The sequence below is a fragment of the Deinococcus radiophilus genome (assembly GCF_020889625.1).
In the GTDB taxonomy this organism is placed as follows: Bacteria; Deinococcota; Deinococci; order Deinococcales; family Deinococcaceae; genus Deinococcus; species Deinococcus radiophilus.
Genome location: NZ_CP086381.1, coordinates 102978 through 127198 on the forward strand (window position 1 = coordinate 102978; position 24221 = coordinate 127198).

A 24221-nucleotide genomic window follows, 5' to 3' on the forward strand; every position below is an offset into this window, starting at 1 on the left:
GGTGAAGCAAGCATAAAGCGAGACAACACGCGCAAAAAACGCCGTTTGGCGCGTGCTTTCGGATGGTTGGCCAGTTGGTCTGACTGAGGGTGATTCTAGCCAGATTCTAAGAGGCTTGCAACCATATCTGTCACCTCGCCGGGGGCCATATACAAGATGTTGCGTCCTGGTCGGGACAAGTGGAGTTTTCGGGATGGCCTTAAGCTATCATGCCCGTGTGACCCCCTCCACTGCACTACAGCAATACACTGGAGATTTGCTGTCCAGCACACGGGAATGGACCAACCTGCACGACGACGAGTTGAAGCGGCGAGCAGCGCGGGCAGCGATGGAAAAGGACGTGACCGAACTGGTGTCACTGACCACAGCCTACCTGGCCCACGGGGGCAGCAGCGGAGTGCTGACCAGCCCACGCACGGTCGAGGCGTATCAGCTGGGAACGCGTCAATTTGTGGAGTACACCGCCGAGAACGCTGTGAGCATGCTCAAGCCAGGGCGGCATATGGCACAGGGCTATGTGAATTGGATGCTGGCGCAGGGCCGCAAGCCAGCGGGCGTGCAGCTCAAGGTGGCAGCGGCGGGCTGCCTGTACCGGGCATTGCGCTGGGCCGGGGCCACCGAGGCTGACCCTTTTAGAGATGTCCGCGTGCCTAAGGACCGCACCCCCGGCATCATCAAGCGGCCCCCCTATTCCGAAGACGAGATGGCCGATGTACTGGACGTGGCCGACATCCACGCCAAATTTTTGTTGTTCGTGACGGCCCACGCGGGTCTGCGGATCAGCGAGGCGCTGGCCCTGGAGTGGCAGGACATTGACGAGGATGGCGGGCACATTCATGTGCGCAGCGGCAAGGGGCGCAAGGCGCGGATGGTCGCCATGAGCACCAGCCTTAGCCGCGCGGCGCGGGCCTACCGGGTCACCCACGGCCCCGGAGGCGAGGAATACGACACCGGCTACCGCACCACCCCGCCGGAAAAGGTTTTTCGCTACGGCACGGTGATGACGGCCCGCTACCACCTGCAAAAGGCCTTCCGGGCCGCTGGCGTAGAATTCCGGGGCTTTCACCCTGGGCGCAAATACGCGGGAACGCGGCTGCTGCAACAGGTCAAGGACTTCGGGCGGGTGGCCGCGCACCTGGGCCACGAGTCGGTGGACACCACCCGCAAGGGGTACGCCCGGTTGGCGGCGGATGATCTTAAAGACGACTTGGCGGAGTGGTAGGAGCGAAAGAAGCCTGCCCGAAGGCAGGCTGAAACCCGCGCCCGTTGCTGGCGGTGCTGGTGCGTGTCGGGTTTCAATCCACAGCCCACCCGAAGCGAAGGCAGGCTGAAACCGCAAAGCCCGCTAGGGTGTGTCTGCAAACTCTCACAGCCACTCCATGACACAAGCCAATGTCACCATTGCCTCGAAATGACAAATCCGCTTTTCGAAGCGTGTGGCGATACGGCATGCACGCTTTAATCGGTTGACCAATCGTTCAATGACGTTCCTCTGTCGATAACGTCCCCGGTCATATGACCGGGGACGTTTATGGTTCCGCTTTGGAGGACAGACCAGGTGCATTCCCCGCCGCTCACAGCATTCGTGTGCTTTTGCGCCACTGTAGGCACGATCTGCCAGGATGAAACGGGCACGGACCTTCGGACGTCCACGCCCTCTCCGTTTCACCTTCCCTGCATCAAGTGACCTTGCCCCTGTTTTCGGTGCCAGACTGATTGCGAATTCAGCAGCAGACTGGGAGGCATATGAACGGCAAACGGTATAGCTCAGAACTTGCACCTGAATACGTGGTAGTGGTACGGAAAATCCTTCAAGCCACGTTCGAAGATTCCGTAGCTTCAAGCAGTTTAACCCAGGGGTAGGCATACCCCAGACTGGAATGTCTCCTTCCAGAGTTGTACCAGTTTTTAAACTTCGTGCTGAACGCACGAAGCTGGGCAATATTCGTCAATTCTTCCCGGAAGACGCCGTCATATTTGAAGGTCCGGTTGAGCCTTTCCAGGATGCCCATTCCTCGCTTCTGTGAGACCTTGGCCCGTACCCAGTTGCCCGGCTCCTGACGGGCCGCCTGGAATGCGCCAGACGTAAAATCTGAGCCACCATCAGTCATGATCAGGAGCTGCTCGTCTATGCCGAGATGGTGCAGCACATGGACTCCTTGTTGCAGCGCGGCCACCGCGCTGCTGGCAGAGAGATTCCGGACCACTTCAATGTGCAGCAGTGCGCGACTTTCCACGTCCAGAACGAGGTAAGCCCAGCAGATCCCGTCCGGTAGGCTGAGCCGTGTGGCATCCATCTGAATTCGGCGGCCCGCTGGCCAGAGAACGATAGAGGTAGGGCATGCCGATGGACGGCGCTTCTTTCTGGGAACTGGGCGCTGCACCTTCAACTCCACCATGCAGCGACGAACAGTATGGAGGCCCGGAGCAGGCCGCAGAACATCTTGTTGTAGGGCCTGATAAATCAGACGGTAGCCGCTGAGTGGCTCTTCAAGGGCTTTCAGCCGTACCTCTTCCAGGACGTGCTGACGTCGCTCCGTCCGCTGTGCAGAACGCTCTGCGTTCTGCCGGGCATCGCGCAGGACGTGATATGGACGCTCCACCTCGCCAGCAAATCTGCTGAGACTGAGTTTCGGGTGGTCTCTGAGCAACTCCTGATAGCACGCCAGGAGTTCATCTACGCTCAGAGACCCCGGATTTTTTTTGCAATGTAGAGCGACAATTCCTTATCCGCAATGATGGCCTTGAGCTGCTGGACTTCCTTCTCCAACTTCTTCTGGGCTGCATCCGGCCTGGCTCCCTGGAGGCGGGCACGGCCCGCTTCCAGAAACTGGGCACGCCAGGTGTGAATCAAGCTCTCGCTGACCTCGTATTCACGAGCAGCTTCTGCGATGGTGTGCTCCCCGCTCAGGACAGCCAGAACAAGCTGCTCCTTGAGTTCAGGTGACCAGGTTTTGCGCTGTTTTCCCATATCTTCCCTCCAGTGGGCCCCACCCTCCTAAAAAGTGGGGCCGATGTGGAAGGATTTCGCGTACCACTACCAGGTACACCGAGGTTCCGGGCGATTTCAGCGCAGCTTTTTCTGCTGGTGCGAACGAGTTGAACGGCTTCCTGTTTGAACTGGGCGGAATACACCTGCTTGGGGGGTAGGCATGATGCCCTCCATTGTGAAGTCTCTTGAACCTGACTTCCACCAAAGCCTAGCAAGTCCACCCATTTCCTACCGGGTGTACCAGGGCAAGCACACCAGCACGCCCGTCACTCTGGCGCTCGACCTACTGGAAGAGGTGCCGGACTTCATCAAGAAACGTTTCCGGGTACGTGTCCTAGCGGACAGCGGCTTTGAAGCCGCTGTTTTTCTGGAAGGCGTGCGGCACCTCGATTTCGAGTTCGTGGTGGGTGTGAGGAGCAACCGGCGCACGGACCATCCTGGGCGGGTGACGGTGGCGGACTGTCCGCATGGAGGCTATGTCAACTTGGCCAACTGGTCTCTGGAAACGCTGTCTCTGGGGAGAGTAGACCGTGGGGACCGTGAATTCTTCGCGGTGTCGTCTGAACTGTTGGAGGGGGACGAGATCGTTGCTGAGGGTGGGCGGCGCTGGACATTGGAGTCCTTTTTCAAGGAAGGTAAGCACCAGTTTGGGTTGGCGCAGTTCGCGCTGCGAACTGCCAGGGGTCTGGACCGCTGGATTCTGATGGTCTTCCTGGCCTTCACCCTGACCATACTGCATCGCTCAGAAGGGATGACCTTGAAAGAGGCGGCACGCCTGGCCCTCTACACCCTGTTCCCCGTAGTCAGGCTCAACCATCTTCTGAGTCAGCTCCAAAAAGAACGAGAATTTCTTCTCCAGCACGGCTATTCGCTCAGCTATGCAAGGTGCAACTTATGAGTTTGGGCTTTTTCTTCTGTGGGTCGTACGCGAGAGATCCAGCACCCGACAGACCCGCCGTTCACTCACGGCGAAGGTGTCCTTCAGGAAGGTCACTATCTGTTTTTTGAGGGGCGTTCTCGCCTGGGATGTGGTCCCAGGCCCTACCACGTTCGTCCAACCACCTCCTTCAGCATGGCGTTGTCCAGCGAAAGATCAGCGACCAACTTCTTGAGACGCTGGTTTTCCGCCTCCAGCTGACGAAATTGACGGGCTTCGTCTTCGGTCATGCCACCGTATTTGGCTTTCCAGCGATAAATCGTCCCTGGCGCGACTCCATGAAGTCGCGCCAAATCGCTTATAGACGTACCCACTTCAAGCTGTCCAAGGATGTTCAGAATAGGTGCTTCGCTATACCGTTTGCCGTTCATATGCCTCCCAGTCTGCTGCTGAATTCGCAATCAGTCTGGCACCGAAAACAGGGGCAAGGTCACACGCCTGAAAGTGGTCACCGCGCAGGTTTTGATGGTGCAAAGAAGCGCAGAGGCAGCAAGGTCCACGCCGCCGTCGACACACTGGGTCACGTCATCGCTCTGCTTGTTACACCTGCAGACGAGCAGGACCGTGACCAGGTCTACGACTTATGTCATCAGATTCAGGAAGTCACTGGCGAGCATATTGACGTCGTCCTGGCCGATGGAGGGTATACAGGAGAGCAAGCTGAAACGGACGCCGCACTTTTAGATGTAGAGTTGGTCGTTGTTCAACGACCAACTGGAGCGAAGGGCTTCATCCTGCTCCCGAAGGGCTGGGTTATAGAGAGGAATTTCGCGTGGTCGTCACGCTTTCGTCGCCTGGCCCGTGACCTTGAAAGGCTGCCCTCAACCCTGCTCGGCTTCCATTGGCTCGCCTTCGCTATTCTGTCTGTACAGAAATTACTGGCCTGAAGTTGGATCGTCTTCCTGGCACGCTCTAGGGGAAGTCCGGACGACATGTTTCAATCCACAGCCCATCCGAAGGCAGGCTGAAACGCGAAGTGCAAATTTCAGGACCATTACCCTACGTTGGTTGTCATGCTTCACGCCTGACACAGGCTTTTCGGCTTGCGCGAACCCCCTGGTATTTTCCCACCGCAACAGGTTCGCGCCCAGTCTACTTCTCTCCCATCTCACGTAGGCGTTTGCGGTAAGCCTGCGGGGTGAGTCCAGCCATCATGCGGAATTTGCGGCTAAAGGCACTGTGATCGCTGTACCCGCAAGCATGCGCCACCTGCGAAACCGATAGCTCCGTGCCGCGCAGCAGCCGCACGGCATGTTCAAAGCGGACGCGCAGCAGCAACTGCTTGGGCGTGAGGCGGGTCACGCGGCGGACCAGACGTTCAAGGGTATCGGTGGACAGCCCCACCTGGGCTGCCACGTCCCGCAGGCGCAGGTCTTCGGCAAAGTGAGCGTGGATATAGGCCAGCGCCGACGCCACACGCGGAAAGTCAGGGTGGCGGCTGGCGGTGGGCAGGTCACGCGAGAAACCCACCAGCCCCAGCACCTCCCCGCCGGGGGCGATCAGCGGCAGTTTGTCGGTCAGACACCAGATCGGCTCGCCGGCCCCGGTCAGATAGAACTCCAATACGTCATGCAATTCCTGGCGCTCCAGCAGGGTCTGCTCATCCTGTAAGCGGGTACGCTCGCCGGTATCCCCGGTAAAGACCTCAGCGGCGGTGAGGCCCAGCAGGTCGCCTTTGAGGGCGCGCCCCGTGCGGCGGCGCAGCACCTCGTTCACCATGACGTAGCGGCCTTGGATGTCCTTGAGATAGAAGGCCAAGTCCGGCTGCGTGTCCATGATGGCCTCCAGCGGCGAGGCATGGACCGGATGCAGCAGGGCCGCGAGCAGCTGTGGCGTAGGACGCACGGGAGAATTGGGCGGTGCGGACACGGCTCTGAGTATGGCAGGCACGGGCAAGGGACAAAAGGAGCCAGGAAAAAGTCCAGGCTGTGCGGCGGCTGACCGGCAGCCTTGGGCTTGCTGCCTTCCTCCTTCTGCCATCAGCTGCGCAGGGGCGGGCCTATAACCCATCACTCAGAACTTGCACCTGAATACGTAGACAAAAAGCGGTCCCAGAGCTGAACATCTGGAAGTGTGATTGGGCAGGTTTCAGAGACGCTGTATCAACGGCGAAGCCTGGAGGCTTCGCTGCACCTTTTCCACAGTCCAGGCCAGAAGATCAAATTCAGCCAAGCTGAAGGAGTCAGTCCCAGCGCACTGAGTCGCTTCTTCAACGTCTATGACTGGGATTCAGACCGTTGCTGGGACGAGACGCAGGACATCCAGTGGCGCATTTTGTTGGACGTAGCTCACTCCAAACGCCGACCTCGGTTGCGGCTCAGTGTGGATCTGACCACGGTGGAAAAGGTGGGGACTCAGCTGCCCTATGTCAGCGTCTACAACGGTAGACATGGCATCCACCTGGTCGTCCTGTTTGCCGAGTATGGGGAACTGAAGTTCCCCATTTCCTACCGGGTGTACCAGGGCAAGCACACCAGCACGCCCATCACTCTGGCGCTCGACCTACTGGAAGAGGTGCCGGACTTCATCAAGAAACGTTTCCGGGTACGTGTCCTAGCGGACAGCGGCTTTGAAGCCGCTGTTTTTCTGGAAGGCGTGCGGCACCTCGATTTCGAGTTCGTGGTGGGTGTGAGGAGCAACCGGCGCACGGACCATCCTGGGCGGGTGACGGTGGCGGACTGTCCCCATGCAGGGTATGTCAACCTTGCCAACTGGCCCCTGGAAACGCTGTCTCTGGGGAGAGTAGATCGTGGGGACCGTGAATTCTTCGCGGTGTCGTCTGAACTGTTGGAGAGGGACGAGATCGTTGCTGAGGGTGCGCATCGCTGGGGGGTGGAATCCTTCTTTAAGGAAGGTAAGCACCAGTTTGGGTTGGCGCAGTTTGGGGTTAGTGCAGTTTTGAGTCGGTGCAGTTAAGCCTCACCATAGGAGGCAAGACCATGACCACCAGAAAGACCTACACCGCCGAATTCAAGCGTCAGGCCATCGAACTCGCTGCGCGCGAGGATGTCGGCCCAATCCGGGCTGCACGTGACCTCGGAATCAGCACCTCTGTACTCTACCGCCGGAGACTCCAAGCTCAGAAGGCTGGGACAGCCGCATTTCCAGGTCAGGGTCGGGTGACCCTGACCCCACAGGAGCAGGAAATTCAGAGGCTGCGGAAAGAGAACGAGATTCTGCGTCAGGAGCGTGAAATCCTAAAAAAAAGCAGCAGGTAGTGGTACGCGAAATCCTTCCACATCGGCCCCACTTTTTAGGAGGGTGGGGCCCACTGGAGGGAAGATATGGGAAAACAGCGCAAAACCTGGTCACCTGAACTCAAGGAGCAGCTTGTTCTGGCTGTCCTGAGCGGGGAGCACACCATCGCAGAAGCTGCTCGTGAATACGAGGTCAGCGAGAGCTTGCTTCACACCTGGCGTGCCCAGTTTCTGGAAGCGGGCCGTGCCCGCCTCCAGGGAGCCAGGCCGGATGCAGCCCAGAAGAAGTTGGAGAAGGAAGTCCAGCAGCTCAAGGCCATCATTGCGGATAAGGAATTGTCGCTCTACATTGCAAAAAAAATCCGGGGTCTCTGAGCGTAGATGAACTCCTGGCGTGCTATCAGGAGTTGCTCAGAGACCACCCGAAACTCAGTCTCAGCAGATTTGCTGGCGAGGTGGAGCGTCCATATCACGTCCTGCGCGATGCCCGGCAGAACGCAGAGCGTTCTGCACAGCGGACGGAGCGACGTCAGCACGTCCTGGAAGAGGTACGGCTGAAAGCCCTTGAAGAGCCACTCAGCGGCTACCGTCTGATTTATCAGGCTACCTACAACAAGATGTTCTGCGGCCTGCTCCGGGCCTCCATACTGTTCGTCGCTGCATGGTGGAGTTGAAGGTGCAGCGCCCAGTTCCCAGAAAGAAGCGCCGTCCATCGGCATGCCCTACCTCTATCGTTCTCTGGCCAGCGGGCCGCCGAATTCAGATGGATGCCACACGGCTCAGCCTACCGGACGGGATCTGCTGGGCTTACCTCGTTCTGGACGTGGAAAGTCGCGCACTGCTGCACATTGAAGTGGTCCGGAATCTCTCTGCCAGCAGCGCGGTGGCCGCGCTGCAACAAGGAGTCCATGTGCTGCACCATCTCGGCATAGACGAGCAGCTCCTGATCATGACTGATGGTGGCTCAGATTTTACGTCTGGCGCATTCCAGGCGGCCCGTCAGGAGCCGGGCAACTGGGTACGGGCCAAGGTCTCACAGAAGCGAGGAATGGGCATCCTGGAAAGGCTCAACCGGACCTTCAAATATGACGGCGTCTTCCGGGAAGAATTGACGAATATTGCCCAGCTTCGTGCGTTCAGCACGAAGTTTAAAAACTGGTACAACTCTGGAAGGAGACATTCCAGTCTGGGGTATGCCTACCCCTGGGTTAAACTGCTTGAAGCTACGGAATCTTCGAACGTGGCTTGAAGGATTTTCCGTACCACTACCCCTACATCCCCACAAAAGAAGGCTGGCTGTACCTGGCCGTGACGATGGATTTATTTGCTAGAACGATTGTGGGCTGGTCAATGGACAGCACCATGACCACAGAATTGCCATTGATTGCGCTGAATATGGCGGTGAGCAGGCGGAATCCGCCTGCGGGTCTCATTCACCACAGCGACCGGGGAAGCCAGTACGCCAGCCAGATGTTTCAAACCGCGCTTCGGAAACATGAGATGCGGTGCAGCATGAGTCGAAAGGGGGGATTGTTGGGATAACGCCGTGGTTGAAAGCTTTTTCGAGACCATAAAGCGTGAGCTGGTGGATGGCTGCGTGTATCGCAGTCATGAGGAGGCAAAGAAAGCCATTTTTGAGTACATGGAGGTGTACTACAACCGCAAACGGCGGCATTCGAGCCTGGGGTACTTGACGCCCCTAGAAGCCGAGTGCCAAGCTACAGCTGCTTAACCTGAGCGATTCAAAATCGAGTCAACCCCATCCAGAATCCGCTGTGAGAGAATATGGGCGCGCTCCCCTGAAACCTGTTTGTACACACTTCCAGATGTTCAGCTCTGGGAGCGCTTTTTGTCTACGTATTCAGGTGCAAGTTCTGAGCTATACCGTTTGCCGTTCGTATGCCTCCCAGTCTGCTGCTGAATTCGCAATCAGTCTGGCACCGAAAACAGGGGCAAGGTCAGGTCAGCGTGGCAGTTGCTGGATAAACTGTCTGGCCGAGCAGTACCGAGTGCAGGAACGGCCAAGAACAACGGAGCAGGAGGTCTAGCGTGACACAGGGTCAGGGCAGAGGAAGCGTGCAAGAACAGATCAAGGCAGCGATGATCGGACGGCCACTGTGGCAGGGGGATGCGGGCGTAGTGTTCGCCGATAGCCTCAAACTACATGGGCTGACGGCTACTGGGCGGCGGATAGTCACGGCCATGCCGGGCAAACCTGGCGATCCGCAACCGTCCGAACTGACACCAGGACAGAACCCGGCAGGCCTGACGCCACAGCGGTTGCTGCTGCTGGTGGTCCTGGGTGTGGTCTTTGGAGTGGTCACAGGACTCTTGGGCTTCCCCTGGTGGGTGCAGCTGATGCTGGGCTTGGTGCTGGGGCTGACCTACATCGCCTGGCCGTCGGTGCAGCAAGTGCAGGCCATCGGGCGCTGGGCACGGCAGGAGGAAGCGGTGACCCTGGTCCTCGCAGACGGCGCTGGGCAGGCCAATCCCCAGGACGGCGTCATCGTCCGCACGGTGTATCCAAGCGACTCACCCGCGACCCTGGCTGAAGGCGGGCGGGCAGTGGCCCTGGTCGTGTACGGTCTGAATGCCGATGACCGTGTAAAGCTGGTCCGCCAGGTGTTAGGCAACCAGGCGATGGGCCAGGTGCGGCGCTGAAACACTGGCTTAGCCGTGGCCAGACCGCCATTCCCTATCAGCTGACCCGCCGTGCCCGCCGCACATTGGGGATTCGAGTCACGCGGGAAGGCGAGGTGCTGGTCACAGCTCCGCTGCAGGCCAGTCGCTCTGAGATAGAAGCGGCTCTGTCCCGCAAAGCCCCCTGGATCGCCCGGAAACTGCGCGAAGTGGCGCAGCTCTCTCCTCCTCTACCGCCGCGCCGATATGTCACTGGTGAAGACTGGTACGACCTGGGCCGACCGTACCGTCTGCAAGTGCACGTACAGCCAGAACACCCTGAAGGCGTGAGCTTTCGCCCCGGCGAACTGTACGTCACAGTCCAGTCACAGGACCGAGCCGAGGCAGTGCTGAAGGACTGGTGGCGGCAGCGGGCGCGGGAGGTGTTCTCGTCGCGGATGCCTGCGCTCCTGGCGCATGCTGCCACTTTCGGCCTGCACCATTCCGGCGAGTTTTTCGCACCACCACCATGCGGACCCGCTGGGGGTCGATGAGTAGCCGGGGCCACTTGAACCTGAATACCGCACTGCTGCATGCTCCAGAGGAATGCATTGACTACGTCATCCTGCACGAGCTGTGCCACCTGCGCGAGTTCAATCACTCGGCCCGGTACTATGCCCTGCTGGACCAGGTGCGGCCTGACTGGCGGCAGCAACGTGAACGACTGAACCGAGTGGAGCTGGTTCCTGCAAGCACCTAAACCTTGAGGCACCTCTTAGGCACCGAGAGAGAACATCAGCTCGCGCACGCCTGTCGGTTAACGTGTCAGCCCCGGCCACAGCGCCGCAGCTTCCCTAGACAGGCCAGTCAGGCCAGCAGCTGGGCGCCCCAGGAAATATCCCTGACCACAGTCCACTCCCAGCTCGGCCACCGTTCTGAGTTCAGCTTCCGTCTCGATGCCCTCGGCCACCACCCGGATACCCAGATCATGGGCGTAACGGATCAGCGCCGTAACCAGAGGCAGCCTCGGATCATCACCCTGAAGATCCCGAATCAGGCCCCGGTCCAGTTTGACCAGATCAGGCCGCAGCTCCGCCGGACTGGCATCCAGCGGTTCAGGGGCGGGAGGAAAAGACAGGATCAGTTTATTCTCCCGGCCATAACACCGTCTGACAGGGGACAGCAGCTGCGCGTAACAGGCGTGATCACCCCTAGCTGCCCAAGTACGTGAAAGGCCGCTTTACAGCTCGGTACGCACTTCCCACAGCTCCGGAAACAGGACGACATCCAGCGCTTTTTTCAGGTAGCCTGCGCCACTGGTCCCGCCGCTGCCACGCTTGAAGCCAATCACCCGCTCCACGGTGGTCAGGTGGTTAAAGCGCCAACGCCGGAACTGATCTTCGACGTCCAGCAATTTCTCGGCCAATTCATACAGCTCCCAGTATCGGTCGGTGTTGCGGTACACCTCCATCCAGGCCGCTTTGACGGCGGGGTGAGACCGGTAGGGCTGCGAGTAGTCACGCTCTAGCACCTCGGCAGGCAGACCGAATCCAGCCTGCGAGAGCAGCCGCAGCGTCAGGTCATAGATACTGGGGGCCTCCATCGCCTCTTTCAGCGGCCCGTACAGCTCTTCACGGTGGGCGTGGGGACGCAGCATCACGGCGTTGCGGTTGCCCAGCATGAATTCCATCATGCGGTAACGCTCGCTCTGAAAGCCCGAGGCCTGCCCAAATGCACTGCGGAACTCCAGATAGTCGGTGGGCGTCATGGTCTTCAGGACATCCCAGGCGTTCGTCATCTGTTCTTCGGCGCGGACCACCCGGCTCAACATCTTGAGCGGCCCGTCGGTGATGCCCCCTTCCAGCAGCAGCATGGCAGCTTGCAGTTCGCGCACGATCAGGTCCAGCCAGACCTCTGACACATGATGAATGGCGATAAACAGATGTTCGTCGTGGGCTTCGGTCACGGGTTGGTGGGCGCTACGCAGCAGCTCAAGCTGCAAATAATCGCCGTAGCTCAGGCTGCGCGTAAAGTCGCTGTAGGCCTGATCCGCGCTGTCGGGAGCGCCGGGGCGTCCCACATTTTTCTGGGCTTGGTCGGTCATGGCTTCAGTCTGGCACAGTGGCGGCGGCATAAAAAATCCCCGCCGCAGCGGGGACGGGCCAGCGCTGAGGCTCAGGCCCAGGGATTCAGGACCACTTTGATACAGCTGTCCTGCTTTTCACGGAAGGTCTTGTACAGGTCCGGGGCTTGATCCAGCGAAGCGCGGTGGGTAATGACGAAGCTGGGGTCAATCTGCCCGCCTTCAATCCGCTCCAGCAGTGGGCTGATATAGCGGTGGGTGTGGGTCTGGCCCATCTTGAAGGTCAGGCCCTTACCGAACGCCGCGCCCATCGGCATCTTGTCTACCAGGCCGCCATATACACCCGGCATAGAAACGGTCCCGCCCTTGGCGCAGCTGAGAATGGCCCAGCGCAGTGCCGTAATGCGGTCGAAGGTCTGGCCCGTGACTTTCTGAGCCATGTCCAGGGCGTGGCCGGGGCCGTGGCCGTGGGCTTCCATGCCCACCGCGTCAATCACGTGGTCGGGGCCGCGCCCACCGGTCGCTTCAAGCAGGGCAATCAACACATCTTCTTCTTCGTAATTGATGGTTTGGCAGCCAAAGCGCTCGGCCATCGCCAGACGCTCCGGCACGCGGTCAATCACGATCACATGGGCCGCTCCCAGCATCTGGGCACTGCGGGCGGTAAACTGCCCCACCGGGCCTGCGCCGAACACGGCTACCACATCGCGGCCTTCTACGATGTCGCAGTTCTCGGCGGCCTGATAACCAGTCGGGAAAATGTCGGTCAGGAACAGGACCTGCTCGTCCTTGAGGTCGGTTTCGATCTTGTGGGGGCCGACGTCGGCAAAGGGAACACGGACATACTGCGCCTGTCCGCCCGCATATCCGCCGAACATGTGCGAGTAGCCGAACAGCGCACTGCCGCTGGTCGCCCCATACAGCGCTTCGGCCATGCGGTGATTGGGATTGGAGTTGTCGCAGGCCGCGTACAGGCCACGCTGACAGGGATCACACACCCCACAGGCGATGTTGAACGGCACGACCACCCGGTCCCCGACCTTGAGCTTTTTGACATCGCGGCCCACCTCGACCACTTCACCCATAAACTCGTGACCCAGCACGTCACCCTTTTGCATGGACGGGATCGCGCCGTCCAGCAGGTGCAGGTCCGAGCCACAGATGGCCGTGGAGGTGATTTTGATGATGGCGTCGGTAGGCAGCAACAGTTCCGGATCAGGAACAGTTTCTACTCCGACTTGATTGACTCCCTGCCAGACGATCGCTTTCATTGTTCACCCTTTTTCTGCATGTTCTGCGTCTTTGCACTGGTTGGTTTCGGCTGGGCCGCAGGCTCTGGTTTGCGCTCGCCTGCGTCGGCGCGGCCACTGGTTTGTCCGTTGGTGGTGGGGTTATAGCCCAGCTCCTGCTCACGCTTGAAGCGCATCAGGTCGTCACGCAGTTGCTGTGCGGGTTCCTCACCCATGATGCGCGCCGCAATTGCCCCGAAACTGCCGCCAGGGGGCCGGTAACTGAGCCGGGCCACCACCTCGGTGCCGCGCCCGCCGGGGGCTTCACGGAACAGCACCTCGCCGCTGTTTTCGATCTGTGAACCCGGCAGCGATTGCCAAGCGATGCGCTGCCCCGGCTCGTCAGCGGTCAGTTCGGCTTCCCAGGTCACCTGATTCAGGGGCGCAGGCGCTTTGGCGGTCCAGCACGAACGGTTTCCTTGCAGCAACTCTACTCGCTCCAGGTGCGACATGATGCGCGGCAGGTTCGGCAAATCACGCCACTGGGCGTAGATTTCATCCACCGGCCTGCCGATGGTGACGGCTTCCCGCACCATTACCTCGCCGGAGTCATTTTGCTGAATTTTGAGGGCAGTCGCCAGCGGGTTACGTCCTTTGGCGGCCATGTAACCCAGGCCACTGCCCAGGCCCATCAGCACCAGTCGACCTACCCCGCGTTGCCCCAGACCACTGAGCAGCAGGGCGCTGCCCAGCACGCCCAGCGCAGTTCGTTCCGTCGGTAGCAACTGAGCGCCCGGAAGCTCCTGTTCAGGTACAGCTTTTGTGTTCATAAAGTACTATGGCGCGTCATCTGGGTTAAAGGATGGGAAACCGTTTGTTGACGCCCTGTTCTCAAGGTTCCTTAAAAACTGCCCGCCCCTGTATGAGGAGGCACCCGGGCGCGCCTGCCCCGGATTCGTCTCTAGCACAAAGTACCGCTGGGTGCGTATCCAGACCGTGCCACACAAGTCAAATCTGCTGCTTGGAAGGCAGAACAGCCCTTGGGCAACAGCTTGTAAATCATGAACATGAATTCTGAGTCACTATTAAAACAGTAATGGCACCTTAATGTGCTGGATGAAACGGGTTCATCTAGGCGAATTGCCACCAGCGGGTTTGGGAAGACCTGCGGACACTGCCGTTTCGAAAGAGGTAAGAACATGAAAAAGATGACTGCTGTGGCCCTCGGCTTGAGCCTGCTGCTCGCTTCCTGCGGTAACGGTGCACCTACTGCCGCTGTTCCGACTCCCCCCAGCGCTGACCAAGGCGCCGTGACTGTGCCTGAGCGCAGCCCCAATGGGGTGGCCCCTCTGCTGGAAGTAGACGCCGCCAAGGCCATTCCTGGCCAGTACATCGTGGTGCTCAAGGACGGCGCCCTGGGCGACAACCTGAGCGCTCAGACCGAGGACAGCCTCATTCAGGCCTTTGGCCTGCAGGCACAGGGCGTCACGGTACAACAGGTCTACGGATTCGTACTGGACGGCTTTGCGGCCAAGTTGAGCGCTGAGAACTTGGAAACCCTACGCAGTGATCCCCGCGTCAAATACGTGGAACAAGACCAAGTCGTGGAGTTGAACGCCACCCAAAACGGCGCGACCTGGGGGCTGGACCGCGTAGACCAGCGCAACCTGCCGCTGAACAGCACCTACGTCTATGACCAAACTGCTGCCAACGTCGTTTCTTACGTGATTGATACGGGCATCCGCACCACTCACACTGATTTTGGTGGGCGTGCCACCTTCGGTACCAATACCACCGGAGACGGCCAGAACACCGACTGTAACGGTCACGGAACCCACGTGGCAGGTACGGTAGGCGGCACGCAATACGGCCTCGCCAAAGCTACGCGCTTGGTCGCAGTCAAAGTGTTGGCCTGTAACGGCTCCGGTAGCAACTCTGGTGTCGTCGCTGGCATCAACTGGGCTGCCCAGAACCGTCAGAGTCGCCCTGCTGTGGCCAACATGAGCCTTGGTGGTGGAGCCAGCCAAGCCACCGATGACGCCGTGACCAACGCCGTGACCTCGGGTCTGGTCATGGTGGTGGCTGCCGGCAACGAAAACCAGAACGCCTGTAACGTTAGCCCGGCCCGCGCTCCCCGCGCCATTACTGTGGCTTCGACCACCAATACGGATGCCCGCAGCTCCTTCTCCAACTGGGGTTCCTGCGTCGACATCCACGCTCCAGGCAGCTCCATCACCAGTGCCTGGCACACCAGTGACACCAATACCAACACCATCAGCGGAACCTCAATGGCCTCCCCACACGTGGCGGGCGGCGCAGCACTGATCCTGGCAGCCAACCCTGGCTTTACCCCGGCCCAGGTTGAGAGTGCCCTGAAGACCAACGCCACCCTCAACAAGGTGACCGACGCCAAGGGCAGCCCCAACCTGCTGCTGTTCACCAACCCCGGCGGCGGCACCACGCCCACCCCGACTCCTGAACCCACCCCGCCCACCTATGACCGCACCTACCAAGGCACCCTGTATAGCGGTCAGAACCAGGTCACCCAGTACTACCAGTATGCTGGCGGCACCATCACCGGCGAGCTGAAGTTCCCTGCTAGCGCTGACTTCGACCTCTACCTCCAGAAGTGGAACGGCAGCAGCTGGGCTTACGTCGCCCAAGCCAACGGCGTTGCCAACCCTGAGCGCGTCTCCTACAACGCCACGAGCGGCTACTACCGCTGGATCGTCAACGCCTACTCCGGCAGCGGTAGCTTCGTCCTCGGTGAAAACAACTAAGGTTTCCCCGCCCTAACTCGCAGCGGCAAAGGATTTTCCCTTTGCCGCTGTTTCTTGTATGGCTTCTCGGTGAGCGGCTGCGAACTATGGGGAGAAAGCTTACCCCCTCCCCAGTTCTGGCCTGCCCGCCGCCAACTTGCTTGGCCCCGAATGAATCGCCGTTAACCAGCCTGCGCCGCGCCGTGGATTTCCTGCACGGCACTCATGGCACTCAGCAGCGCACCTTCCTGCCAACCATTCCAGTAGCTGATGTGCTCACCCGCCAGCATCAATGGGCCATGACGGCGGCTCAGAACTGCATAGGCACCCTGGCGCTGTTCATCGGTGTACGGTGCGTAGCAGCCGAGTGCCCAGGGAACCCGGTGCCAACCCACGCTGACGCCACTGATAAATTCATCCTGCATCTGCGGATGAATCTGAGCGTACATGCCACGCACTTCGGTCAGGCGCTGCTGCGGCGTCATGCCGCTGTATTTCAGTGCATCTGGCCCGAACTGGTAGGCGGCCAGCACCACACCGGTTTCGGCCAGGTTCTGTCCAGTTGAGGGATAGCTGGTCACGGCGATCGGCAGGTCCGTGTAGGTTACGCCGCCATAAATGTGCTCCTCGGTTTCCCAGAAGCGCCGGGCTTCCAGACCCGCCTTGAAACTGGCTGCGTAGGCAATTTCACGGGTGGCACGGACCAGTTCAGGGTCAGCATTCAGTTCCACTTGCGAGAGTACGCTCAGCGGAATGGTACAGATGCAGTAATCGGCCTGAACCTGCTGCTCTGCGCCGCTGCCGTCCACGTACGTTGCGCTCACACCACCCGTGTCCTGTGCCGTCAGTGAGGTGACGCGGGCATTGTAAGTAATCAGATCCCGGGTGCGTTCCTCGAAGGCACGGGCCATTTGATCCATGCCACCCACCGGCTGGAAAATAGCCTGCTGGTGGTCATAAACCAGGCCATCAATGATGTTCTGCCAGTAGCCGCCTTGCAGCAGATCGCTGCGCGGAATCAGGTCAGATGGCTCACCAGGTTGCAGACGGTCGGCGGGATCGACCGAGTAGCCGCGGTGGTGGCTGCTGGCCATGCCCTTTACGTAACGGGCTGCATCGTCCAGTGCGCCCCATTCGGCGAGGGCCTCGGTCATCTTGTCCTTGTCATCGCCGGTCAGGTCCTGATCCAGCCCACCGGCATTCACCGCTTTGCTGAGCAGCTCGGCCACGTTGCCGTAGAAGTCTGAGCGCACTTCGCGGATACGGTACTTCTTGCCGGGACCACTGCGGTGAATGTAGGCATTTTCATTGACCTGAATAAAGGGTTCAAGCTGCACACCGAACTGCCGGGCATATTCCAGGTAGGTGCGGTGGTGGTATGGAATCCGCCAGGGGCCGGGATTGAAATAGTTGCCTTCCTGGAACTGCACCTGCTGGGTTTCGCCACCCAGTTCGGTATAGGTGTCGCCGCCACGCAGGGTCCAGCAGCGGCCCCCGGCCTGACCCCGGAATTCCAGAATCCGGACGTCGTAGCCCAACTTGCTCAGCTCAAAGGCTGAGGACATACCCGCCAGGCCCGCGCCCAGGATCAGCACACTGGTGCCAGCGCCACTGCCCTGAAGCTGCGGAATACGGTTCTCACTGCCCTGTGCAAAACCCAGCGAGGTCATGGCGTGCATGGCGGCTGCCGTGCCGCCCACTGCACCCATCATTTCGATAAAACGGCGCCGGGTCAGGCTGCCCGTGCCTTCAGCAGCCGGGGTGATCTGGTCTTGCTCGGTCATCCTGCATCATCTCCTAACGTGGTCGAACGCGCACCATCACGCAGTGGCTCAATGTCCCCAGGCGTCACTTCGCCGTCAAAATCGTTTAGGTCATTGCGCAGATAGTTGATCAGCATGGCAATCTGCTCGTCGGTCAACTGATCGGCAAAGGAAGGCATGGCCCCCGCGCCGTTGAGAATAAAGGTGGCTGGATATTGGGGAGTTTGCAGGTTGGCATTGCCGGCCAGCGCTGGATAGTTCTTGGTTCCGCCACCCTGGTCAGCGCCTACTCCACCAGCCATGTGGCAGCTCTGGCAGGCCGCGGCGTACAGCTCTTCGCCGGATTCGACATTGAAGGCGGGATGGATCACCATGGCTTCAGCATCTGCCGCTTCGGTGTTGCTGGATTCACCCGCCAGGGCACCTTCTTCACCGTCTTCGGTTTCGGCCTGTCCGGTGTTGGGATCCGTTTCACTTTGGCCTTCCCCATCCTGGGCGGTAGCACCTGCTGCGGCTTTCGACTGGGGCTGCGCCGCGCTGCTATGACCTTCTGCCGACTGGTTCTGCTGCGTGGTCACGCCTGCTGCCTGAGCTGCGTTGGCATTTTCCTGCTGCGGGGTGGTGCGGGCAAAAGCCCACAGCAGGGCCGAAGCCAGCAGGAACAGCGCGACCAGACCGGCCACGACTTTCCATGCTACTGATCTTGCGTCATCCATAAGTGTCTCCTGTGCGGTTGAGGCGGAGGGACCCACGGTACGGGCCAGCACCTGACCCTCTTCCTGGGTAGATATGTCCCACCCTAGTCCGCCTGCTAGGGACGCGGCAAGTTTCACACGGGAAATGAGTTATGCGTTAAGCCCTTCACAGCCCCGAAGCTAGGAGCCAATTTGTTCGCCTGGGCTGGCATAAGCTTCCAGCACCACCACCGCTGAGGCATGTTCGCGGCTGTGGGTCAAGCTGAGATGGGTGCGCCAGCCGCGCTCCTGCAGCTCGGCGGCGATATGCGGGGCAAAGTGCAGCGCCGGGGGGCCGTACTCAAAAGGGCCGTCTGGAGTAGCAAGCCGCTCGACCCAGACCTCCTGCCAGCCGAATGGGCGCGGCCAGACTTTCTGAAAGGCTTCCTTGGCAGCAAAGCGGGCGGCCAGTGACGGTACCGGGTCACGTTGCGCCAGGGCGTAGCTCAGCTCGGCGGGGGCGAATAGCCGCTGATAGCGCTGCGGCTCGCGCTCCAGCAGGCCGCGAATCCGGCCCAGTTCAATCAGGTCATGGCCCACCGAAACAATCACGCGGGCCATGATAGCGGGCAGGGCGGTCTGGGCAATCAGGCGAACAGGTCCGACGACAGATAACGGTCGCCCCGGTCGCAGACGATGGTCACGATCAGCCCGCCCTTCCCGGCGTCGGTCAGTTCACGGGCCAGCTGGGCGGCGGCGTGCGCAGCCCCACCGCTGCTCATGCCGGCAAAGATCGCTTCTTCGCGGGCCAGGGCGCGGGTCATGGCGCGGGCCTGATCTTCGCTGACATCTATCACTCGGTCCACACGCTCTGGCTGATAGTTGGCGGGTAGGTAAGCCTCGGGCCAGCGGCGAATACCGGGAATGCTGGCCCCTTCGGTGGGCTGCACTCCCACAATCTGGACCGCGTCACTCTGCTCCTTGAGATAGCGCGATACCCCCATGATCGTGCTAGTGGTCCCCATGCTGGACACGAAATGGGTGACGCGCCCACCGGTGTCGCGCCAGATTTCGGGTCCCGTCGTCTCATAGTGGGCGCGGGGGTTGTCAGGGTTGCCGAACTGATTGAGCATCTGCGCCCGGCCCGCCCCCACCTCGGCGTGCATGTGGTCGATGGCCGCTTCCATGCCGCCGTCCGCTGGGGTCAGCGTGACAGTGGCGCCGTAAGCCCGCATGGTCTGAACCCGCTCGGCGGTGGCATTTTCGGGCATGACCAGTTCCAGCTCCAGGCCGCGCAGCCGGGCGATCATCGCCAGCGCGATGCCGGTGTTGCCCGAGGTGGCCTCGATCAGACGGGTGCCGCTGGGCAGTTCGCCGCGCTCTAGCAGCCCCTCAATCATGGCGCGGGCGGCGCGGTCCTTGACGCTGCCGCCGGGATTCTGGCCTTCCAGCTTGCCATACACATCTACGCGGTCGGTGCTGAGGGTGTGCAGGCGAACCAGGGGCGTATTGCCGATCAGGTCGAGCGCCGACGGGTGCAGGGCAACGTGAGGTTCAGTCATGGGCGGCAGTGTAAAGCACCCGCACCGGAGTGAAAGAGGTGCTGATTCCTACCCGCCGCCTCACAACAGCCGAATATCCAATTCACCCTTGTAATACACCTTGGCTCCCGGCGGCACACTGCGGGTGACCCAGACATTGCCTCCGATCACCGACCCCTGCCCGATCACGGTCTGACCACCCAGGATGGTGGCCCCGGCATAGACGATCACGCCGCTGTGCAGGGTGGGGTGGCGCTTGGTTCCGGCCATGTCCTTGTCCACACTGAGCGCCCCCAGCGTGACACCCTGATACAGCTTGACATCGTTAGCGATCTGGGCCGTTTCTCCGATCACGATGCCGGTGCCGTGGTCGATGCAAAAGCGTTCCCCGATGACTGCGCCAGGGTGAATGTCAATGCCGGTGCGGCTGTGCGCCCGCTCGGTAATCAGCCGGGGCAGCAGCGGCACGCCTAAGCAGTGCAGGCGGTGGGCGATGCGGTAGAGCGATGCAGCGTAAAAGCCGGGATAGGCCCGAATAACCTCGTAGTGGCTGCGGGCTGCCGGGTCACCCTCCCACATGGCGTGGGCGTCCGCCATCATCAGGGCATACAGTTCGGGTAGCTGCGCCATAAATTCCCCGGCCAGCGCGTGTGCATCTTGCGGCAACTCGGCGGCCAGGGGAGTCAGGGTGCGGGCCAGCGTGACCTCGGACCTGAGCAGTTCGGCGCGCAGGCAAGCAGCGTTGTCAATGCAGCGCCCGGTCTGCTCCGGGAAGAGGGTGTAAAGGAGCCCCTCGGCCCAGGACACCACCCACTCGCTGGGGGGGTAGCGCCCGCCCTCGCGGTGATGGGTCATCAGCTGCTGCAAAAAGTCATCGCTCAGCGCGGTCATGCGCCCGAGTATAGGGGCCGCTGTGTGCCGGAAAGTGGGGCGAGGGGCGTGTTTGGCAGGCACCGGGGGTCACGGAGTCAGCCCCCTACGGCCCCGGAGCTATGGCGGGCGCTGTCCCCCGCACAGACACCACCTCTCCCTTAGCCGCAGGCGCATGATAGGCAGCGTGACCCCTGCCCAGCGCCTGCATGCCCTCCGAGAAGGCTATCCTCCGGCCTTTTGGGTGCTGTGGTTCGGAACGCTACTCAACCGTCTGGGCGAGTTCGTCGCGCCGCTGCTGGGCTTTTATCTGACCGCCGAAAAAGGCTTTTCGCTGACCCAGGTGGGAGTAATCCTGAGTGCGATGGGGGTGGGCCGCTTTTTTGCCGAGAGCCTGGGCGGGGGCCTGAGTGACCGCGTGGGCAGCGGCGTCACCATGCAGCTGGCGCTCGCGGGGGGCGCGGTGATACTCGCTCTCCTGGCGCACGCCGGCAGCTTCTGGGAGATTTTGCTGGGCGTGCTGGCCTACTCGCTGTTTCAGGCAATGTACAAACCTGCAGTGAGCAGCGCCGTGGCCGGACTGACCCACGGCGCACAGCGCACCCGCGCCTACAACCTGCTGTACTGGGCCATCAATGTGGGCGCGTCGGTGGCTCCGGTGCTGGGCGGCTATCTGGCAGGCGCATCGTTCCGGCTGGTGTTTTACCTGGACGCGGCGGCGATGCTCCTATATGCCGCGCTGCTGCGCTGGCGCTTTCCGAATGTCCGACCTGGGCGCAGCGCCAGTACCGAATTGCAACGCTGGCTGCCGCGTGACGCGCTGCTGTGGCAATTCAGCTTGGCCACGCTGCTGTATTCGCTGACCTATCAGGGCTACAAGATGCTGGCCTTGGTCTTTGCCGACGGCGGCTACACGCCCGCGCAGTACGGGCAGGTGGTGGCGGTCAATGGCGTGTTGGTCGTCCTGTTGGGCCTGCCGGTGGGCCACCTGATCGCCCGCAGCAACCATCCCCGCTGGCAAGCCATCGGCGCGGCCATGCTGGGGCTGGGCTTTTTCGGGCACGCTTTTGCAGATACCCTCTGGACGCACATGGGGGCGGTGGTGGTCTGGACCCTGGGCGAAATCGTGGCCTACTCCATCAGCAAGACGGTGATCAGCGAACTGGCCCGCCCCGAGCAGCGCGGGCGGTATTTTGGCATTGTGGGCAGCATGTCGGGCCTGGCCGGACTGATCGCACCGCTGCTGGGCACCGCCTTGCTGGAGCACTACGGGGCCGCGCCGATGTGGACGGCACTGGCCGCCCTGGGCTGGGCTGCCGCCGCAATTTACCTGCTGCTGGAAGGTCGGGTAGAGCAGCGCCGGAGCGCGATTACAGCACTGGATGGATGAGGACATGGCTGGCCTAAAGGCCCTGCAACCGTCTGCAGCCGACCTCGGGCCATCTTCTCTCTGCGTCAGCTCAAGGCTGCTTCACCCTACAATTCCGCATCCACGCCCAACCCGGCTCCGGTATACTGAAACCTCAGTCTCAATTCCAGCCACGCTGCGCCAGCCTATGACGTAGCCGACGTGTCGTATCGCCGAGACGGGGTGGCTCATGAAAAAATCTGCCTTGCTGCTTCTTACCCTGGGCCTGGCGGCCTGCACCGACCAGGCCAGTACCGCCGCCGACACGGCTACGCCTGATGCTGCCGACACTGCCCCAGCGGAACCGGCTGCCAGTACAGACACCGCCACTGAGCCCGCTGCTACCAGTCCGGCTGCAGCGTCTGGCGAGGTCATCCCGACCAAGACCGGCACCAATACCCTGGCAGTCATGGGCCGCCTGGAAGTGCTGACCCTGGACCCTGGCGCGGCTTACGATTACGGCAGCGTCCTCTTCGTCAAGAACATCTACGAACCGCTGGTGGCGTATCAGGGCAGCTCCATGACCGATTTGCAGGGCCTGCTGGCCACCGACTGGGCAGAAGAGGAGGGCGGCACACAGTACCGTTTCAACCTGCGCCCGGACGTGACGTTTCACAGCGGCAACGCCTTTAGCTGCGCCGACGCCGAATACACCTTCCGGCGCGACCTGATCACCAACACTGCCGACTCCGGCAACTGGTTCCTGGCCGAATCACTGCTGGGTAGCAAGGTCAACGCCTCTGAGGACCCTTCCATCACCTGGGAGCGGATCAGCAATGCGGTGGCCTGTGAAGGGGAAACGCTGGTCTTCAAGCTGCCTAAAGTAGATCCCAGCTTCGTGCCCAAGCTGGCCTTTTTCGGATACGGCATCGTGGACAGTCGGCACGCCAAGGAACTTGGCGAGTGGGACGGCACCGAGGCCACCTGGAAAGACTGGATCGGCAAAGACATCAGCGGCTCGGCCCTCTCGGCTGACCCCAGCGGCACCGGGGTCTATCAACTGGCTTCGCAGGACACCAGCAACGTGACCGTCCAAGCCTTCGAGGACTACTGGAACGGCTCACCCGCCATCAAGAACGTGGTCTAGGAACTGGTGCCAGAAGAGGCCAGCCGCATTCAGGCTTTCCTGGGTGGAGACGCCGACCTGGTGGACCTGAGCAGCCGTGAAGTGGCCGAGACACAGATCAAAGGTCAGCCGGGCATCGTCTTTCATGGCGACATGCCGCGCCTGAGCGCCTACGGCTTTAGTCTGAACCAGGACCTCAGCGCCAGTGACACGCCTACGGGCGGCGAGTGGGGCACTGGCGTACCGGACAATTTCTTTGCCGATGCGAATATGCGTAGGTGCTTTACCTATGCCTTTGATAATCAGGCTTTTATTGATCAGGTTCTGAGCGGTCAGGGCACCCACCAAAACGCCATGCTGCCTGACACCTTCCTGGGATACGACGGCAATGTCGAGCCACAGGCGTACGACCCCGCCCAAGCCGAGGAATTCTGCAAAGCGGCGCATGACGGCCAGGCCTGGGAGCAGGGCTTCACGCTGACGGCAGCCTATCTGGAAGGCTACACCGAGAACCAGACCGCCCTGGAAATGCTCAAGCAGAACCTGGAAACCATGAACCCCAAGTTCCGCATCAACATGGTGGGCAAGCCGTTGGGTGATTTCCTGACCGCGGTGGACGTGGAACCGATGGGCCAGGTGGGCTGGGGTCCCGACTACGCCGATCCTGATAACTTTATCCGGACCTTCTATCACTCCAAGGGCTTCTACGCGCCACTGTTCAGCCTGAACGACCCCGAGCTTGACGCCTGGACTGATGAGGCCGCCACCATCACCGACGAGGCCGAGCGCACCAAGCTGTACGGTCAGGTGGCCGAGCGTGCCCGCGACGAGGGCTACTACATCAACTTGCCGGTGGGCCGCAGCTTCCTGGCCTACCACAACGACCTGAGCGGCATGGAGCCGCAGAACTACAACCCGCTGTACGGCTACTACTGGAAGAACCTCAGCAAGAGCGAGTAGGCGAGCACCGACAGCTACGCAGACCGGGCCACTCCCTCAGCCTGCGTATTTTTTCATATAGCGGCGTCCATCGGGCCCACTACGCCATCTGGCGCATGCTCTAGACCCGGCGCCGGGCGTAGG

23 protein-coding genes and 6 pseudogenes are annotated in these 24221 nt (G+C 60.9%); 15 read left to right on the plus strand and 14 right to left on the minus strand.

Annotation, left to right across the window (positions count from 1 at the left end; genetic code table 11):
• The first annotated feature begins 217 nt into the window (after positions 1 to 217).
• Entirely contained in the window at positions 218 to 1222 is a 1005-nt protein-coding gene (locus LMT64_RS11360) for a tyrosine-type recombinase/integrase (protein WP_229253503.1), read from the plus strand.
• A 144-nt stretch (positions 1223 to 1366) separates the two neighbouring features.
• Here the strand turns inward: LMT64_RS11360 and LMT64_RS14290 are convergent, their stop codons facing one another.
• From LMT64_RS14290 to LMT64_RS11370, 3 genes are read right to left on the minus strand one after another with little or no spacing between them, the layout of a single operon-like run.
• Positions 1367 to 1867: a transposase gene (locus tag LMT64_RS14290; protein ID WP_126352855.1), complete on the minus strand. Its 501-nt coding sequence runs from the start codon at positions 1865 to 1867 to the stop codon at positions 1367 to 1369.
• A complete protein-coding gene (locus LMT64_RS11365) occupies positions 1812 to 2651 on the minus strand; it encodes an integrase core domain-containing protein (protein ID WP_229253504.1) in 840 nt (279 codons plus the stop codon). Before LMT64_RS11365 ends, LMT64_RS14290 begins: the two co-directional genes overlap by 56 nt.
• Positions 2652 to 2683: 32 nt before the next feature.
• A complete protein-coding gene (locus LMT64_RS11370) occupies positions 2684 to 2971 on the minus strand; it encodes a transposase (RefSeq protein ID WP_229253505.1) in 288 nt (95 codons plus the stop codon).
• 241 nt (positions 2972 to 3212) lie between these two features.
• Here LMT64_RS11370 and LMT64_RS11375 point away from each other — a divergent pair.
• Positions 3213 to 3890, plus strand: a pseudogene (locus tag LMT64_RS11375) (transposase); the annotation flags it as partial.
• Positions 3891 to 4033: 143 nt separating this feature from the next.
• Here LMT64_RS11375 and LMT64_RS11380 read toward each other — a convergent pair.
• Positions 4034 to 4300 (minus strand): transposase, encoded by a 267-nt coding sequence (locus tag LMT64_RS11380; protein ID WP_126353678.1) that lies wholly within the window; start codon positions 4298 to 4300, stop codon positions 4034 to 4036.
• A gap of 63 nt (positions 4301 to 4363) precedes the next feature.
• On the opposite strand from LMT64_RS11380, the pseudogene LMT64_RS11385 reads away from it, so the two are divergent.
• A pseudogene (locus LMT64_RS11385) lies at positions 4364 to 4816 on the plus strand (transposase); the annotation flags it as partial.
• A gap of 205 nt (positions 4817 to 5021) precedes the next feature.
• Here LMT64_RS11385 and LMT64_RS11390 read toward each other — a convergent pair.
• Complete coding sequence (locus LMT64_RS11390) at positions 5022 to 5798, minus strand: AraC family transcriptional regulator (protein ID WP_229253506.1); 777 nt, start codon at positions 5796 to 5798, stop codon at positions 5022 to 5024.
• A 204-nt stretch (positions 5799 to 6002) separates the two neighbouring features.
• On the opposite strand from LMT64_RS11390, the pseudogene LMT64_RS11395 reads away from it, so the two are divergent.
• The 9 genes and pseudogenes from LMT64_RS11395 to LMT64_RS14205 all read left to right on the plus strand — a co-directional run.
• Positions 6003 to 6818, plus strand: a pseudogene (locus LMT64_RS11395) (transposase); the annotation flags it as partial.
• A gap of 50 nt (positions 6819 to 6868) precedes the next feature.
• Positions 6869 to 7135, plus strand: a pseudogene (locus tag LMT64_RS11400) (transposase); the annotation flags it as partial.
• A gap of 78 nt (positions 7136 to 7213) precedes the next feature.
• Positions 7214 to 7501: a transposase gene (locus LMT64_RS11405; RefSeq protein ID WP_229253507.1), complete on the plus strand. Its 288-nt coding sequence runs from the start codon at positions 7214 to 7216 to the stop codon at positions 7499 to 7501.
• 32 nt (positions 7502 to 7533) lie between these two features.
• The gene (locus LMT64_RS11410; RefSeq protein ID WP_229253508.1) at positions 7534 to 7800 is read left to right on the plus strand and encodes a hypothetical protein; all 267 of its coding nucleotides are present in this window, start codon (positions 7534 to 7536) and stop codon (positions 7798 to 7800) included.
• Positions 7788 to 8375 (plus strand): integrase core domain-containing protein, encoded by a 588-nt coding sequence (locus tag LMT64_RS11415; RefSeq protein ID WP_229253509.1) that lies wholly within the window; start codon positions 7788 to 7790, stop codon positions 8373 to 8375. Before LMT64_RS11410 ends, LMT64_RS11415 begins: the two co-directional genes overlap by 13 nt.
• A 23-nt stretch (positions 8376 to 8398) precedes the next feature.
• Positions 8399 to 8858: pseudogene (locus LMT64_RS11420) on the plus strand (IS3 family transposase); the annotation flags it as partial.
• 317 nt (positions 8859 to 9175) lie between these two features.
• Positions 9176 to 9787, plus strand: coding sequence for a hypothetical protein (locus LMT64_RS11425; RefSeq protein ID WP_229253510.1), 612 nt, complete (start codon positions 9176 to 9178; stop codon positions 9785 to 9787).
• A gap of 95 nt (positions 9788 to 9882) precedes the next feature.
• Positions 9883 to 10299, plus strand: coding sequence for a YgjP-like metallopeptidase domain-containing protein (locus LMT64_RS11430; protein WP_267869787.1), 417 nt, complete (start codon positions 9883 to 9885; stop codon positions 10297 to 10299).
• A gap of 14 nt (positions 10300 to 10313) precedes the next feature.
• Positions 10314 to 10505, plus strand: a complete 192-nt coding sequence (locus LMT64_RS14205) for a M48 metallopeptidase family protein (protein WP_267869788.1) — start codon at positions 10314 to 10316, stop codon at positions 10503 to 10505.
• 57 nt (positions 10506 to 10562) lie between these two features.
• On the opposite strand, the gene LMT64_RS11435 is transcribed toward LMT64_RS14205, so the two are convergent.
• The 4 genes from LMT64_RS11435 to LMT64_RS11450 all read right to left on the minus strand — a co-directional run bounded on the left by LMT64_RS11435 (position 10563) and on the right by LMT64_RS11450 (position 13887).
• Entirely contained in the window at positions 10563 to 10931 is a 369-nt protein-coding gene (locus LMT64_RS11435; RefSeq protein ID WP_126352690.1) for an EAL domain-containing protein, read from the minus strand.
• Positions 10932 to 10985: 54 nt separating this feature from the next.
• Complete coding sequence (gene kynA, locus LMT64_RS11440; protein ID WP_126352688.1) at positions 10986 to 11849, minus strand: tryptophan 2,3-dioxygenase; 864 nt, start codon at positions 11847 to 11849, stop codon at positions 10986 to 10988.
• Between the two features lie 71 nt (positions 11850 to 11920).
• Entirely contained in the window at positions 11921 to 13099 is a 1179-nt protein-coding gene (locus LMT64_RS11445) for a zinc-dependent alcohol dehydrogenase (RefSeq protein ID WP_126352687.1), read from the minus strand.
• Complete coding sequence (locus LMT64_RS11450) at positions 13096 to 13887, minus strand: SRPBCC family protein (protein WP_126352686.1); 792 nt, start codon at positions 13885 to 13887, stop codon at positions 13096 to 13098. The genes LMT64_RS11445 and LMT64_RS11450 overlap by 4 nt, the downstream gene beginning before the upstream one ends.
• Before the next feature lie 369 nt (positions 13888 to 14256).
• On the opposite strand from LMT64_RS11450, the gene LMT64_RS11455 reads away from it, so the two are divergent.
• Entirely contained in the window at positions 14257 to 15837 is a 1581-nt protein-coding gene (locus LMT64_RS11455; RefSeq protein ID WP_126352685.1) for a S8 family peptidase, read from the plus strand.
• Positions 15838 to 15998: 161 nt separating this feature from the next.
• On the opposite strand, the gene LMT64_RS11460 is transcribed toward LMT64_RS11455, so the two are convergent.
• The 5 genes from LMT64_RS11460 to LMT64_RS11480 form a co-directional block, all read right to left on the minus strand.
• Positions 15999 to 17600 (minus strand): flavin monoamine oxidase family protein, encoded by a 1602-nt coding sequence (locus tag LMT64_RS11460; protein ID WP_126352684.1) that lies wholly within the window; start codon positions 17598 to 17600, stop codon positions 15999 to 16001.
• Positions 17597 to 18295: a c-type cytochrome gene (locus LMT64_RS11465; protein WP_126352683.1), complete on the minus strand. Its 699-nt coding sequence runs from the start codon at positions 18293 to 18295 to the stop codon at positions 17597 to 17599. Before LMT64_RS11465 ends, LMT64_RS11460 begins: the two co-directional genes overlap by 4 nt.
• 159 nt (positions 18296 to 18454) lie before the next feature.
• Positions 18455 to 18865, minus strand: coding sequence for a 4'-phosphopantetheinyl transferase superfamily protein (locus LMT64_RS11470; RefSeq protein WP_126352682.1), 411 nt, complete (start codon positions 18863 to 18865; stop codon positions 18455 to 18457).
• Between the two features lie 35 nt (positions 18866 to 18900).
• The gene (gene cysM / locus LMT64_RS11475) at positions 18901 to 19815 is read right to left on the minus strand and encodes a cysteine synthase CysM (protein ID WP_229253511.1); all 915 of its coding nucleotides are present in this window, start codon (positions 19813 to 19815) and stop codon (positions 18901 to 18903) included.
• A 60-nt stretch (positions 19816 to 19875) separates the two neighbouring features.
• The gene (locus LMT64_RS11480) at positions 19876 to 20685 is read right to left on the minus strand and encodes a serine O-acetyltransferase (protein ID WP_126352680.1); all 810 of its coding nucleotides are present in this window, start codon (positions 20683 to 20685) and stop codon (positions 19876 to 19878) included.
• 166 nt (positions 20686 to 20851) lie between these two features.
• Here LMT64_RS11480 and LMT64_RS11485 point away from each other — a divergent pair, with 166 nt between their 5' ends.
• Positions 20852 to 22054 carry an MFS transporter gene (locus tag LMT64_RS11485; RefSeq protein WP_229253512.1) on the plus strand — a complete coding sequence of 401 codons (1203 nt, stop codon included), beginning with the start codon at positions 20852 to 20854 and terminating at the stop codon, positions 22052 to 22054.
• Between the two features lie 538 nt (positions 22055 to 22592).
• Positions 22593 to 24098: pseudogene (locus LMT64_RS11490) on the plus strand (ABC transporter substrate-binding protein).
• Positions 24099 to 24221: the final 123 nt, after the last annotated feature.